We start from the raw sequence: 14,803 nt of genomic DNA on the forward strand, positions 1-14,803 counted from the left end.
GGGCTTAGGCTGCGCAGACCGGCAGGCGCAGGAATGGTTGAGGGACAGGCGAGGCGGGCGCGGGCTTGATTGCGGCCGGCTATTGGAAGACGACGGTGCGGGTTTTGTTGAGCAGCACGCGGCGCGAGGAGTGCCATTCCACCGCGCGGGAAAGTGCGAGGGCTTCGGCGTCGCGGCCGACGGCGACCATCGATTCCGGATCCAGGCAGTGGTCCACCCGGATAACTTCCTGCTCGATGATCGGGCCCTCGTCAAGGTCCGCGGTGACATAGTGCGCGGTCGCGCCCACCAGCTTCACCCCCCGTTCGTAGGCCTGATGGTACGGTTTAGCCCCTTTAAATCCCGGCAGGAAGGAGTGGTGGATGTTGATCGCCCGGCCAGCCAGCTCCCCGCAGAGCCTGTCCGAGAGGACCTGCATGTAACGCGCCAGAACCACCAGATCGATCCGGTAATCCGCAATGACTTCCAGCAGCCGGTGCTCCGCGGCGGACTTCGTCTCTGCCGTGACGGGAATATGGATGAAGGGCAGCCCTGCGGCCTCGGCCATCGGGCGGAGATCCTCATGGTTGGAAACGACCGCCACAATGTCCGCACTCAGACAGCCGGAGCGCCACCGGTAGATGAGGTCATTGAGGCAGTGCCCAAATTTGGAGACCATGACCAGCAGCCGCTCCCTGCGCCCGTCGCTGATCTGATACGTCATGGAGAATTTTTCCGCGGTCGCTGCGAAGCGTTGGGTGAGATCCGACGCGGTCAGGGCCGGGGCCGCCATCCCCACGGCGGGCGGTCCCGGCTCGGCTTTGTCCCCGTGCAGCGCCTCATAACGGAAGGCTGTGCGCAGGAACAGAGTGCCGGAGACATGATCATCCAGCTGCTGGTGTTCGACGATGTCGAAACCACCCTCAGCCAGGAAACTCGTCACGGCATGAACGATGCCCGGCCGCTCCGGGCAGCTCAGGGTCAGGACGTGGATTGCGGAACTGGTCGGGGAGCCGACGGCTGCCCCGAACTCTGCCGGTGCTTCCTGCATCAGGACCTGCGCTCTTGTCATGATCAACTCCCAAATTACGTTCTCAACAGACGTTCCGGACGGGCAAAGCGTTGCGTGTGGGTGGGTGCGGTGGCATCAAGCGTGGCCGTGGAGGCTCAATCCCGGCGGCAGGTTTGGCACCTCACCGGACTCGGCGACCATGATGGTCCCGTCTATCACCGACACGGCATGAACACGGACAGGCAACTTGGCCGGAGGAGCGTCTGCGGCACCGGTACGCAGATTGAAGCGGGACGCGTGCAGCGGACACTCGACCTCGCAGCCTTCCACCCAGCCGTCCGCCAGGGAGGCATCCTGATGCGTGCACGTGTCATCGATGGCAAAAAGTTCTCCATCCTCCGTGTGGAAGACGGCAATGGGTGGGGTCGTCTCCAGCCGCAGGGCATCGCCGGGGCCAAGAGCGCTGAGTGGACATGCTGCATGCATGGGCGAACCTCTGCTTCCTCAATAATTCTTTGAGCTATCCGTGCAAACCGCATCCCCGCAGGTCGTTTCGCCGAGGTCTGTCGTTTCGCACTCTGCAACGTAACTCGCATTACGGAACATCGTGATTCATCTCACATCGCTTGTCAAGGGGTCGGGGCATCCGGAGCGACCCCTTGACAACCCATATTTCAGCGCCCATTCTGTTCCACATGACGATCTTCGTTGCGCAAGACGCAATAATCGTAGCTTCGAGGATTATCCCTGAGTCACGTTTTTGTTCCCTGAGGAGGGAAAGCGCATGACCACTATCGCTGTTGTGGGAGCCTCGCTGGCGGGCATCTCGGCCACTCGGGCCCTCAGAGCGCAGGGATACCGCGGCCGCCTGGTGATCATCGGGGACGAAGGGCGGCGGCCTTATGACAGGCCGCCGCTGTCCAAGAACTTTCTCACCGGACGGATCACTGCCGTGGACCTCGCGCTGGAATCGGACGATGAGGCGCTGGAAGCAGAATGGTTCCTTGGTGTCGCCGCAACCGGGCTGGATACGCGGCGACGCGTCATCTCCTGCCGTGACGGCCGCACGGTTGCCTATGACTCGGCCATTATTGCCACCGGCGCCCGGGCGCGGATGCTGCCGGCTGCGGTGGGACTCGGGAACGTCCACACCCTGCGGACCCTTGAAGATGCTGAGCGTCTGGAGAAGCAGCTTGCCCCGGGCCGCCGCCTTGTGGTGGTCGGTGCCGGCTTCGTCGGAGCCGAGGTCGCCGCGACGGCCAGAGGCATCGGGATGGAGGTGACCTTGATCGGGTCCGGGGCGTTCCCACTCAGCAGTCCGCTCGGCCTACAAATGGGCGCCTTGATCGGCCGGCTGCACGAGGACAATGGTGTCAGACTGATCGGCAGCGCCCGGGTTGCATCTTTTGTTTGCGAAGACGCAATGGCCGGGAAGGCCAGGACGGCCAGCGCCGTTCGGCTGGCCGACGGACGCACGGTCCGGGCCGACGTCGTTGTCCTTGGCTTGGGCTCGATGCCGAATACCGATTGGCTCACAGGTTCCGGGCTGGATCTGACTGACGGGATCCGGTGCGATGCGGCCGGCCGGACCGGTGTCCGCGGCGTCTTTGCCGTGGGCGACTGCTCCGCCTGGTTTGACGACCGATCGGGAGCTTACGTGCGGGACGAACATTGGACCGGAGCCATGGAGCGGCCCGGCCGCGCCGTGGCTGCCCTGCTGGCTGATGCCGCGACGGCTCATGGTGCACCGCCGGCCACTGGGTCCGGCGCGCTGGATCTGCCGTACTTCTGGTCTGATCAATACGGTGCGAGGCTCCAGTTCACCGGCAGCGCGAGCGACGCCGACAGCGTGGAAATTGAAGCCGGTGACCCCGCCGAACATAATTTCCTGGCTGTCTATTACCGTGCCGGGAAGGCGGTCGCCATTTTGGGCGTGAATCAGCCCCGCCTATTTACCAGATGGCGCAAGGCCCTCACCGGTGCTACCCCGAAAAAACGCGTGCTGCCCGGTAAGGAAACCGACGCGACGTCGCTGAGCCCGGTCTGCTAGCCGTCCGGCACGGCTGTTGCCCTCCCGCCACCGCTTTTGTCCACCACCGCTGTTGAGGAGTAAAAGAATGACCTCCGAAGTAATTTCTCCATCCCTGATCCCCACCCTGCCGGGACGCACCTACGTGGACGAGGACATCTTCCGTGCGGAGCAGGAACAGATCTTTGAGAAGATGTGGTTTTGCGCCGTGCTGTCCGCTGACCTGGCCAAACCGGGATCCTACAAGACGGTGCAGGTCGGCCGCGAAAGCGTGCTTATCAACCGCACCCGCAAGGGCGAGGTGCGTGCATTTTTTAATATCTGCCGGCACCGCGGCGTGAAGCTGTGCATGGAGGAAACAGGTGTTGCAGGCCGGTCCTTCCAATGCCCCTACCACGCCTGGACGTACGACTTCGAGGGCAAGCTCATTGCCGCGCCGAACCTGACAAAGATGCCGGACATCAACCGCCAGGAGTACGGGTTGGCGAAGATCGCGGTGCGGGAATTCATGGGGTATGTCTGGGTCTGCCTCGCGGACGAACCGCCGTCCTTCGAACATGACGTCATGGGCGCCATCGAGGAACGCCTCGGTGATTTGAAAGCGATCGAAGGGTATGACATTGCCCATCTGAGCCTGGGCCGGCGGATCCGTTATGACGTAAAGGCCAACTGGAAGCTCATCATAGAGAACTTTATGGAGTGCTACCACTGTGCCACCATCCACCCCGAGCTGACCGAAGTCCTGCCCGAGTTCGCCGACGGACTCGCGGCGCAGTACTTTGTCGGGCACGGCGCGGAGTTCGGTGCAGACATCAAGGGCTTTACCGTGGACGGTTCCGAAGGCCTGGAGCGGATTACCGGGATCGACGACGACCAGGACCGCCGCTATTACGCCATCACGATCAAGCCCACGGTTTTTGTTAACCTGGTGCCGGATCATGTCATCATCCACCGAATGTTCCCGTTGGCTGCCGATCACACAATTGTCGAGTGTGACTGGCTGTACCTGCCCAGCGTGGTGGAAAGCGGCAAAGACCTCACCGCTTCCGTCGAGCTGTTCGACCGGGTCAACCGGCAGGACTTTGACGCCTGCGAGCGCTGCCAGCCGTCCATGGGATCGCGCATCTATGCCAAAGGCGGTGTTCTGGTACCGAGCGAACATCACATCGCCGCTTTCCACGACTGGGTCACCAGCAGGATCAGCGGCGAGGATGTCCCATCTTCTCGCTGATCAACTGCCCGGTCTCCTTGAGCTCAGCAAGGAGACCGGGGGCTTTTTTGGGGTCAAACCGGAATGCTGGTCCGGAGATACTCACTGCGGCGATGGCGATGCCGCGGTGGTCCCGCACCGGCACGGCGACGGCGTTCAGTCCGATCTCCAGCTCGGAATACGCGGTGGCGTACCCGTCCGCGGCAGCCGCTATGAGCTCCTTTTCCAACGCCGGACGGGACGTGACAGTACAGGCCGTCAGGGCAGGGAGCCCGGTTTCCTTCAGGATGCGTCCACGTTCGGCCGTGTCCAGGCAGGCCAGCAGCATCTTTCCGCTGGAGGTCGCGTGCACCGGCGTCAGGCTGCCCACCCAGTCGGACGTGGCCAGCGTGGACGGGCCCATGGCCTGATCCACATTGACGGCAAAATTCGAACGCAGCACGGCCAGATTTACAGTTTCCTGGAATTTTTCGGCCAGCGCGTGCAGGAAGGGGCGGGCTTCGGCGCCCACGTTTAGGCGTCCGGGGATGGAGCTGGCCAGGCGAAGGATGCCGAAGCCCAGTTGATATTTACCGCGTTCATGGTCCTGCTGCGCCATGTCCCTCGCGTCCAGGGCGCTCAGCAGACGGGAGGCCGTCGATTTGTGCACCCCCATTTCTTCCGCGATTTCACTGACGCCGGCGCCGCCGGTGCGTGCCAGGATTTCCAGAACGGTGATGGCCCGGTCCACGGACTGCACCCCGCCCCGGGAGGAACCGTCCGGATCGGTCACGCCTTCGGGTACTGCAGCGGGGGATCTGTCGACAACCATAGGATCATGCTCCCAGAAGTGGTGCCGGGATAACACATTCCGGTCAGCCGAAGACGCTGTAGGTGATCCTCCAGGCCGTCGCTTGGCTGGGCCTAGAGAACGCTGCGGATGGTCTTTTCAAAACTTGTCACGTGCTCCAGCGCCAGTTCGGCGGCCAAGGCGGCGTCGCCGTCGGCTATGGATTCCAGCAGCCGGACGTGTTCGGTGATGTGAGCGCCGACCGAGGGCACCTTGTCCAGTACCAGGCACCAGATGCGGGTGGCCAAATTGTCGTATCTGATCAGGGCGTCCTCCAGGTGCGGGTTGGCGGCCGCCTTGTAGATCAGCCGGTGCACCGTGAGGTCGTACCGCATCAGCTCACGCTGATCCGGCGGTTGGGTGTGCAAGGTGCCGATGGTCGCAGCCACGGCGCGCAATTCGGCACGCAGCGCCGGGGTGGCGCGCAGTGCGGCGCGGCGGGCTGCGAGGGGCTCGAGCAGCTGCCGGATTTCGGAGACGTCGGCGAGTTCGGTGATATCCACGACGGTCGCAAACGTTCCGCGTCGCGGGTAGGAGACCACGAGGTGGTCGATTTCCAGTTTTTTCAGCGCCTCGCGGACGGGCGTGCGGCCCACCTGGAGTTCCGTGGCCAGTTGCCCGTCATTGAGCGGTTCGCCCGGTCTGACCTCCAGCATGATGAGTTTGTCCCGGATCCTCCGGTAGGCGGATTCTGCCAAGGAGAGTTCTTCGTCTTCGGCTGGAGGCATTTCCGGTAAGGCGTTCACGGGCGCTCCTGACTGTGCTGTGGGTTCGCGTTGACGTCCAGAAAGGTTTCGGGTCGGCGCTCTTGACTATCTGTGATGTTGATCATAGCATTGAACCCACACTGATATATCAGTAACCGCGAATCTAATATTTCACCCCATGGCTTTATCTCAAGGAGAAACCGATGGCAGACCTGCTCACCGATCCATTGCCCGAAGTTGATGCCGAGGTCGACCGGGCCATTTCCCTCGAGCTGCTCCGCCAGGAGTCCACGCTGGAAATGATTGCCTCCGAAAATTTCGCTCCGGCGTCGGTTATGGCCGCGCAGGGATCGGTCCTGACGAACAAGTACGCCGAAGGGTACCCCGGCAAGCGCTACTACGGCGGCTGCGAGCACGTGGACGTCATCGAGCAGCTGGCTATTGATCGGGTCAAGTCCCTCTTTGGTGCGGAGGCGGCGAATGTCCAGCCGCATTCCGGCGCGCAGGCCAATGCGGCGGCGATGTCCGCGCTGCTGACTCCGGGGGACACTATCATGGGCCTGGATCTGGCCCACGGCGGCCACCTCACGCATGGGATGCGGCTCAATTTCTCCGGAAAGCTCTACAACGTGGTTCCGTACCACGTGCGCAAGACGGACCTGTTGGTGGACATGGCGGAGGTGGAGGCCCTGGCGCTCGAGCACCGTCCGCAGCTGATTGTGGCCGGCTGGTCCGCCTACTCCCGCCAGCTGGATTTTGCCGAATTCCGCAGGATTGCCGATCTGGTCGGCGCCTACCTGATGGTGGACATGGCACATTTCGCCGGACTGGTGGCCGCGGGTCTGCACCCGAATCCGGTGCCCTACGCTGACGTAGTCACCACGACGACGCACAAAACCCTGGGGGGCCCCCGGGGAGGCGTGATCCTCAGTAAGCAGGCACTGGCCAAGAAGATCAACAGCGCCGTTTTCCCCGGTCAGCAGGGCGGACCCCTGGAACATGTAATTGCAGCCAAAGCGGTGGCCTTCAAGATCGCTGCGGGCGCGGAATTCGCGGACCGCCAGCGGCGCACGCTGGAAGGCGCTGCGATTCTGGCCGAGCGTTTACTGGCCGACGACGTCGCGGCCGCCGGGATCTCCGTGGTCACCGGAGGCACGGATGTCCATTTGGTCCTGGTGGATCTGCGGCACTCCGAGCTGGACGGGCAGCAGGGTGAAGACCGCCTGCATCGGATTGGCATCACGGTCAACCGCAACGCCGTCCCCTTCGACCCGCGGCCGCCGATGATTTCCTCCGGGCTGCGGATCGGCACCCCCGCACTGGCAACCCGCGGGTTCGGCGCTGCAGACTTCACCGAGGTGGCGGACATCATTGCCGCGGCGCTGCGGCCGGACTTCGGTGCCGACGACGAAGCCGCCCTGAGCGCCCGAGTTGGCGCACTCGCTGAGAAGCACCCGCTTTACCCCCATCTTCAAAACGGCGGTGCCTCCTCCGCCGCTGAATCCACAGCAGATCTGATCGGAGCCGGAGCATGACAACTGAACATCTCCCCGAACACCCGGAGTTCCTCTGGCGCAACCCGGACCCCAAAAAGTCCTATGACGCCGTCATCGTCGGCGGTGGCGGCCATGGCCTGGCCACCGCGTACTTTCTGGCCAAAAACCACGGCATGACGAATATCGCCGTGCTGGAAAAGGGCTGGCTGGCCGGCGGGAACATGGCCCGCAACACCACGATCATCAGGTCGAATTATCTGTGGGATGAAAGCGCCGCGATCTACGAGCACTCGCTGAAACTGTGGGAAATCCTGCCGGAGGAGCTGGACTACGACTTCCTCTTTAGCCAGCGCGGTGTGATGAACCTGGCCCATACTCTCGGTGATGTGCGCGAAAGCATGCGCCGGGTCGGGGCCAATAAGCTTAACGGCGTCGACGCGGAATGGCTGGACCCGCAGCAGGTCAAGGAACTGTGTCCGATCCTGAACATCAGCGACAACATCCGCTACCCGGTTATGGGGGCGACCTACCAGCCGAGGGCGGGCATCGCCAAGCACGACCACGTGGCCTGGGCGTTTGCCCGCAAGTGCGACGAAATGGGGGTCGATATCATCCAGAACTGCGAGGTTACCGGCTTCCTTAAAGATGGCAACAAGGTGGTCGGCGTGAAGACCAACCGCGGCACGATCAACACCGAAAAAGTCGGGCTGTGCGCGGCTGGGCACAGCTCGGTGCTGGCGGAAATGGCGGGCTTCCGGCTGCCGATCCAATCGCACCCTCTGCAGGCGCTGGTCTCGGAACTTCATGAGCAGGTCCATCCCACGGTGGTCATGTCCAACCATGTCCATGTCTATGTTTCCCAGGCGCATAAGGGGGAGCTGGTGATGGGGGCCGGGGTGGATTCGTACAACGGTTACGGCCAGCGCGGTTCCTTCCACGTGATCGAGGAACAGATGGCTGCCGCCGTCGAGCTGTTCCCGATTTTTGCCCGTGCACACGTACTGCGCACCTGGGGCGGCATCGTCGACACCACCTTGGATGCCTCGCCCATTGTCGGTCTTTCCCCGGTGGAGAACATGTACGTCAACTGTGGTTGGGGGACCGGCGGATTCAAAGGAACACCTGGGGCTGGACTGACTTTTGCGCACACCATCGCCACCGGCGCTCCGCATGCTTTGAATAAGCCGTTTTCGCTCGAACGTTTCGAGACCGGCGCCCTGATCGACGAACACGGCGCCGCCGCCGTGGCCCACTAGAGGAAGTAAGGAGCCAGAAGAATGTTGCTGTTTTCATGCCCCAACTGCGGGCCGCGGGACGAGACCGAGTTCCATTATGGCGGCCAGGCGCACGTGCCCTATCCAAAGGACGCGGATGCGCTGACCGATAAGGAATGGTCTGAGTTCTTGTTCTACCGTGACAACACCCGCGGCGACTTTGCCGAGCGCTGGGTCCACAGCACCGGCTGCCGGCAGTGGTTCAACATGCTGCGGGACACCGTCAGCTACGAAATTAAGGCCGTCTACCCGATGGGTGGCAGCCGCCCCGATCAGCCGCCGGCCACGGCCGCGCAGACCCAGCAGAAAGGACAGCAGTCATGACTACCCAGACCCCCCGCCAGCCTTTCCGGATCGGCCACGGCGGCCGTGTCGACCGCAGCATCACCTGGCGCTTCACCGTTGACGGTACCGAGTTCACCGGACATCCCGGGGACACCTTGGCCTCAGCGCTGATTGCCAACGGGCAGCTTTCGGCCGGCAACTCCCTCTATGAGGACCGGCCCCGCGGCATCATGTCCGCCGGCGTGGAGGAGGCCAATGCACTGGTCAAGGTCTCCGGCCGCTTTCCGGGCCACGCCGCTGAATCCATGCTTCCGGCCACAATCGTGTCCTTGGTGGATGGTCTGAAGGCCCAATACCTGCAGGGCCGCGGGCAGCTTGATCCGGCCGAGGACGAGGCGCTCTACGATAAAAAATACGTGCACGCCGACGTGCTTGTTGTCGGGGCCGGCCCCGCGGGTCTGGCGGCGGCACGGGAGGCTGTGCGCACGGGAGCGCGGGTGATTTTGCTCGATGACCAGGCCGAGGCGGGCGGCAGCCTGCTGTCCGGCCGCGCCGAGACGGTGCAGGGTGAGCCGGCCATGGGCTGGGTCCAGGATGTGGAAACCGAACTGATTTCCGCCCCGGAGTGCACCGTGCTCAACCGCACGACGGCCTTTGGATCCTATGACAGTAACTACGTGCTGGCGGTGCAGAACCGCACCGACCACCTGAGCACACCGGCCGCCGACGGCGTGTCCCGGCAGCGCATCTGGCACATTCGTGCCCGTCAGGTCATCCTGGCAACAGGGGCCCATGAGCGTCCGCTCGTGTTCGAAAACAATGACCGCCCGGGCATTATGCTCGCCTCCGCCGTGCGCAGCTATCTGAACCGCTACGCCGTCGCGGCAGGTTCGCAGGTCGTGGTCTCCACGACCAACGATTCCGCCTACGATCTGGTGGCCGACCTGCACGCAGCAGGGATTGCCGTGGCAGCGGTCGTGGATGCCCGGCCGGAACCTTCCGCACGGGCTCTGGAGATCGCCAACAGCGCGAAAGTGCGCATCATCAGTTCTGCGGCCGTGGTCAATACGGAGGGCGACGGCAGCGGCCGGCTCAGCGGCGTCACTGTCAGTGCGATCGACCAGGACGGCACGCCGATCGGGGAGGCAGAGCGGATCGGCGCCGATGTGCTGGCGGTGTCCGGTGGCTGGTCGCCGGTGGTGCACTTGCACAGCCAGCGGCAGGGCAAGCTGCGCTGGGACGATGAGCTCGTTGGCTTTGTGCCCTCGTCCGTAGTGGCGAACCAGCAGGTGGTGGGCGCCGGCCGCGGAAGCTACGTCCTGGCGGACTGCGTCGCGGAAGGAATCACTGCAGGTGCGGTGGCTGCCGTCGCCGCCGGATTCGCCACCCGTGCCGCTGTCGATGCCGCAACCGCGGCCTCCGCCCGGCCTGCGCAACCGGCCGTTGCGCAGGGCACCACCCGCGCGCTCTGGCTGGTCGGCGGACTGCAGGGTACGCCGTCGGACTGGCACCACCATTTCGTTGACCTTCAGCGGGACCAGACCGTCGCCGACGTGCTGCGCTCCACTGGCGCGGGCATGCGCTCCGTGGAACACATTAAGCGCTACACCTCCATCAGCACCGCCAACGATCAGGGCAAAACCTCCGGCGTCAACGCCATCGGCGTCATCGCGGCAGCCCTGGGCCTGGGCAGCGGCGCGGCTGCTGGTATTGGCGAGATCGGGACCACTACGTACCGGGCCCCGTTTACCCCGGTCGCGTTCGCGGCGCTCGCCGGCCGGCAGCGCGGGGAGCTATTTGACCCCGCGCGCGTCACGTCGGTTCATCCTTGGCATGTGGCACACGGGGCGGAATTTGAAGACGTTGGCCAGTGGAAACGCCCCTGGTACTATCCGCAGGCCGGTGAGGACATGGACGCCGCGGTGCTGCGCGAATGCGCGGCGACGCGCGATTCCGTGGGCTACATGGACGCCACCACGCTGGGCAAGATCGAGATCCGGGGCAAGGACGCCGGTGAGTTCCTGAACCGCATCTACACCAACGCCTTTAAAAAGCTCAAGCCGGGCCTGGCCCGCTACGGAGTGATGTGCATGGCGGACGGCATGATCCTGGACGATGGCGTGACCCTTCGCCTCGACGAGGACCGCTACTTCATGACCACCACTACCGGTGGGGCGGCAAAAATTCTGGACTGGCTGGAGGAGTGGCTGCAGACCGAATGGCCCGAACTGGACGTGTACTGCACCTCCGTGACGGAGCAGTGGACGACCATCGCCGTCGTCGGGCCTAAATCGCGGGCCGTGCTGGCCAAGCTGGCTCCGGAACTGGAGCTGGGCACCGCCGAAAACTCCGAGGCGTTCCCGTTCATGGCGTTCCGTGAAACCACGCTGTCCACCGGGGTGCCTGCACGGGTCTGCCGGATTTCGTTCTCCGGGGAGCTGGCGTACGAGATCAATGTGCCGGCCTGGTACGGCCTCAATACCTGGGAGGCGGTGACGGCGGCCGGCGCGGAATTCAACATCACGCCCTACGGGACGGAGACGATGCACGTCCTGCGCGCGGAAAAGGGCTTCCCGATTGTTGGTCAGGATACCGACGGCACGGTCAGCCCGCAGGACGCGGGCATGGACTGGGTGGTGTCCAAGGTCAAGGACTTCATTGGCAAGCGCTCGTACGCCCGCGCGGAATCAACTCGAGCGGACCGCAAGCACCTGGTCAGCGTGCTGCCCGTGGACGGGTCGATCCGGCTTCCGGAAGGGACGCAACTGGTGGAGAAGGGGGTGCCGATGACGCCGGCTTACGGGCCGGTTCCAATGCAGGGCTTCGTTACCTCCAGCTACCACAGTGCGGCGCTGGGCAGGTCGTTCGGCCTGGCGCTGATCAAGAACGGACGCAACCGGATCGGCGAGGAAATGGTGGCCTCGGTGGGAGACACCTTGGTGGACGTCGTGGTTGCGGAAACAGTACTTTTTGATCCAGAAGGGAAGCGCAAAGATGGCACAGACAGCTGAGCGGGAGAACGACGTAATTCGGGGACTGCGCCGCAGTCCGGCAGGGCATTTAGCAGATGCCTTCAGCCAAGGGTCGGTCAGCGGCGAGCAGGGTGTGACCTTGCGTGAAGTGCCGTTTCTGACCATGATTGGCGTCCGGGCGGCGCCTGGCTCTGCGGTGTGGGACCGGCTTGGCGCCGTGATGGGGGGCCTGCCCGAGCGTTATGGCCAGGTCACCGGATCCGGCGCTGGGGATGGGCCCGGGACTGAGCAAGGGGTAAGCGTGTTGTGGTTGGGTCCACAGGAGTTCCTGGTCATCGCCGCTGATGGGCCGAACGCGCTCGGCGGCGGTGCAGCTGGTGCTTCGCTGCTCGGCGGGCTGTTGGACGCGCTGGCCGGTGACCCGGGCCAGGTGGTTGATCTCTCAGCTAACCGGACCACCTTCGAACTCGCCGGACCCAGCGCCCGCGCCGTACTCGAAAAGAGTTGTGCGCTGGATCTGCACCCGCGTGAATTCACGGTTGGGACCGCCGTCAATACTCAGATTGGCCTCATTCCGGCCGTCCTGTGGAAGGTGGACGAGGCCGCCTTCCGGATCTTCCCGAGGGCTTCCTTCGCCGATTTCCTGGGCCGTTGGCTGCTGGACGGCATGCGCGAGTATGCCGCCGTCGAGGTACCCTGATGGCGCTGAGCGTACTGGACCTGTTTTCTATTGGCATCGGGCCTTCCTCCTCCCACACGGTCGGCCCGATGCGGGCGGCCAAACGGTTTGCGGACGGCCTTGCGTCCGGTGCGGAACTGGAGCGGACGGTGCGCGTCCAGGCGGAACTTTTCGGTTCCCTGGGCGCCACCGGCCGCGGCCACGGTTCGGACAAAGCCGTGGTGCTGGGGCTGCAGGGACAGGACCCCGAAACCGTTGATACCGCGACGGCCGATGACCAGGTGGCCGCGGCGGCATTGGACGCACGGCTCCTGGTGGCCGGCGCCCATGCGGTGGACTTTGATTTTGACAAGGATGTGCTGCTGCACCGGCGCAAATCACTGCCGGCCCATCCCAACGGGATGACCTTCCGGGCCATGGATCATGACGGCGAGGTGCTGCGCGAGCGGACGTATTACTCTGTGGGCGGCGGGTTCGTGGTGGATGAGGAAGCGGCAGGCGCGGACCGCATTGTCACGGACAGCACAGTGCTGCCTTACCCCTTCACCACAGGAGCCCAACTGCTGGCGCTGTGCGCCGGGAACAATATGTCCATCAGCGACGTAATGCTGGCGAACGAACTGACCTGGCGCACTGAGGCCGAACTACGCACGGAACTGCTGAACATCTGGGCGGTCATGCGCGAATGCGTGGACAACGGCTGCGCCAGCGAAGGAATTCTCCCCGGCGGGTTGAAGGTGACCCGCCGGGCTCCGGGGCTGTTCAGCACGCTGCAGGCGCCGGAGAATGCTGAGGATCCGTTGCGGGCGATGGAATGGGTGAACCTTTTTGCGCTGGCGGTCAACGAAGAAAACGCCGCGGGAGGCCGCATTGTCACCGCACCTACGAACGGTGCCGCGGGCATCATTCCGGCAGTTCTGCACTATTACATGAAGTTCGTTCCCGGTGCCAACGACGACGGCGTGGTGCGGTTCCTGCTGACGGCCGCCGCCGTCGGAATCCTGTTCAAGATCAACGCCTCCATTTCCGGCGCGGAGGTGGGGTGCCAAGGCGAGGTTGGTTCGGCCTGCTCGATGGCGGCCGGCGCTCTGTGCGAACTGCTCGGCGGGACGCCGGTCCAGGCGGAGAACGCCGCTGAGATCGGTATTGAGCATAACCTCGGCCTGACCTGCGATCCGGTCGGCGGCCTGGTGCAGATTCCGTGCATCGAGCGCAATGCCATCGCCAGTGTCAAGGCCATCAACGCCGCCAGGCTGGCGCTGCACGGTGACGGCAGCCAAAAGGTTTCGTTGGACAAGGCGATTAAGACCATGCGGGACACCGGTGCGGACATGATGACCAAATATAAGGAAACCTCCCGCGGCGGCCTCGCCGTAAACGTGATCGAGTGTTAGGCGATGGACATGACGGAAATTGACCACCAGAGGGCGGCCCGGGACGGCAAGGAAGCCGGCAGGGTGGAACACGTGCTCACCCTTGATTGCGCAGAGTCGCCCGGTATTGTCCACGCCGTTTCAGGTTTCCTGCTCGAGCACGGCTGCGACATTCTCGATAACCACCAGTTCGGCGAGCGCACCGAGGGGCACTTCTTTATGCGCGTGCACTTCAGCTCCGTCGGGGATGCCTGCACCGAAGGGCTGCTGCGTGAGGCCTTTGCGCCACTGGCCCGTCAATGGGAGATGGACTGGCAACTGCGCGAGCACGGGGCCAAACGCAAGGTGCTGATCATGGTGTCCAAATTCGGGCATTGCCTCAATGACCTGCTCTTCCGTGCGCGCAGCGGAGAACTGCCGGTGGACATTGTCGCGGTGGTCTCCAACCATACGGACCATCAGGGGCTGGTGGAGTGGCACGGCATCCCGTTCCACCATGTTCCGGTGACGGCTCAGACCAAGCCGGCGGCGGAAGCCCGGTTGCTGGAGCTGATCGATGCGCACGAGGCGGAACTGGTGGTACTGGCCCGCTACATGCAGGTGCTCAGCGATTCATTGACCCGCCAGCTCGATGGCCGCGCTATCAACATCCATCATTCTTTTCTGCCCAGCTTCAAGGGGGCCAAGCCGTATCACCAGGCGTACGCACGCGGTGTAAAGACTGTGGGTGCGACGGCGCATTATGTCAACAGCGAGCTGGATGAGGGTCCGATCATCGCCCAGCAGGTGGTCGAGGTGGACCACACTTACGGGCCTGCTGAGCTGGTCGCCGCCGGCCGCGACACCGAATGCAAGGCGCTGAGCAATGCCGTCAAGTGGCACTGCGAGGGACGCGTCATCCTGCAGGGCAACCGCACCGTGGTTTTGCGGTAAGTGGCAGTCGTTCAACCGGGCATGC

13 protein-coding genes are annotated in these 14,803 nt (G+C 63.9%); 9 read left to right on the forward strand and 4 right to left on the reverse strand.

All coding sequences use genetic code 11. The features are described 5' to 3' along the window. Window positions 1-79: 79 nt before the first annotated feature. Window positions 80-1,051 (reverse strand): formyltetrahydrofolate deformylase, encoded by a 972-nt coding sequence (gene purU, locus OS914_RS07965; protein WP_267545529.1) that lies wholly within the window; start codon window positions 1,049-1,051, stop codon window positions 80-82. A gap of 75 nt (window positions 1,052-1,126) precedes the next feature. Beyond that, entirely contained in the window at window positions 1,127-1,477 is a 351-nt protein-coding gene (locus tag OS914_RS07970; RefSeq protein ID WP_267545530.1) for a bifunctional 3-phenylpropionate/cinnamic acid dioxygenase ferredoxin subunit, read from the reverse strand. 298 nt (window positions 1,478-1,775) lie between these two features. On the opposite strand from OS914_RS07970, the gene OS914_RS07975 reads away from it, so the two are divergent. Further along, window positions 1,776-3,041, forward strand: a complete 1,266-nt coding sequence (locus OS914_RS07975) for an NAD(P)/FAD-dependent oxidoreductase (RefSeq protein WP_267545531.1) — start codon at window positions 1,776-1,778, stop codon at window positions 3,039-3,041. Between the two features lie 67 nt (window positions 3,042-3,108). Beyond that, window positions 3,109-4,251, forward strand: a complete 1,143-nt coding sequence (locus OS914_RS07980; protein ID WP_267545532.1) for an aromatic ring-hydroxylating oxygenase subunit alpha — start codon at window positions 3,109-3,111, stop codon at window positions 4,249-4,251. Here OS914_RS07980 and OS914_RS07985 read toward each other — a convergent pair. After that, window positions 4,220-5,041: an IclR family transcriptional regulator gene (locus OS914_RS07985; protein WP_267545533.1), complete on the reverse strand. Its 822-nt coding sequence runs from the start codon at window positions 5,039-5,041 to the stop codon at window positions 4,220-4,222. The genes OS914_RS07980 and OS914_RS07985 overlap by 32 nt on opposite strands. Before the next feature lie 92 nt (window positions 5,042-5,133). Next, on the reverse strand, window positions 5,134-5,787 hold the full coding sequence (locus tag OS914_RS07990) for a GntR family transcriptional regulator (protein WP_267545651.1): 654 nt from the start codon (window positions 5,785-5,787) through the stop codon (window positions 5,134-5,136). Window positions 5,788-5,969: 182 nt separating this feature from the next. Between OS914_RS07990 and glyA the strand changes: the two genes are divergently transcribed. The 7 genes from glyA to purU (OS914_RS08025) are packed head-to-tail and all read left to right on the forward strand — an operon-like array spanning window position 5,970 to window position 14,778. Then, window positions 5,970-7,301: a serine hydroxymethyltransferase gene (gene glyA / locus OS914_RS07995; RefSeq protein WP_267545534.1), complete on the forward strand. Its 1,332-nt coding sequence runs from the start codon at window positions 5,970-5,972 to the stop codon at window positions 7,299-7,301. Further along, a complete protein-coding gene (locus tag OS914_RS08000; RefSeq protein ID WP_267545535.1) occupies window positions 7,298-8,518 on the forward strand; it encodes a sarcosine oxidase subunit beta family protein in 1,221 nt (406 codons plus the stop codon). The genes glyA and OS914_RS08000 overlap by 4 nt, the downstream gene beginning before the upstream one ends. Window positions 8,519-8,539: 21 nt before the next feature. Further along, window positions 8,540-8,860 (forward strand): sarcosine oxidase subunit delta, encoded by a 321-nt coding sequence (locus OS914_RS08005; protein ID WP_420713895.1) that lies wholly within the window; start codon window positions 8,540-8,542, stop codon window positions 8,858-8,860. Next, window positions 8,857-11,832, forward strand: coding sequence for a 2Fe-2S iron-sulfur cluster-binding protein (locus OS914_RS08010; RefSeq protein ID WP_420713896.1), 2,976 nt, complete (start codon window positions 8,857-8,859; stop codon window positions 11,830-11,832). Before OS914_RS08005 ends, OS914_RS08010 begins: the two co-directional genes overlap by 4 nt. Then, a complete protein-coding gene (locus tag OS914_RS08015) occupies window positions 11,816-12,493 on the forward strand; it encodes a sarcosine oxidase subunit gamma (RefSeq protein WP_267545536.1) in 678 nt (225 codons plus the stop codon). The genes OS914_RS08010 and OS914_RS08015 overlap by 17 nt, the downstream gene beginning before the upstream one ends. Beyond that, the gene (locus tag OS914_RS08020) at window positions 12,493-13,866 is read left to right on the forward strand and encodes an L-serine ammonia-lyase (RefSeq protein ID WP_267545537.1); all 1,374 of its coding nucleotides are present in this window, start codon (window positions 12,493-12,495) and stop codon (window positions 13,864-13,866) included. The genes OS914_RS08015 and OS914_RS08020 overlap by 1 nt, the downstream gene beginning before the upstream one ends. Before the next feature lie 9 nt (window positions 13,867-13,875). After that, complete coding sequence (gene purU, locus OS914_RS08025) at window positions 13,876-14,778, forward strand: formyltetrahydrofolate deformylase (RefSeq protein ID WP_267545538.1); 903 nt, start codon at window positions 13,876-13,878, stop codon at window positions 14,776-14,778. The last annotated feature ends 25 nt before the right edge of the window (window positions 14,779-14,803 follow it).

Origin of the sequence: Arthrobacter endolithicus (assembly GCF_026627425.1) — a bacterium.
Lineage (GTDB): Bacteria > Actinomycetota > Actinomycetes > Actinomycetales > Micrococcaceae > Arthrobacter_M.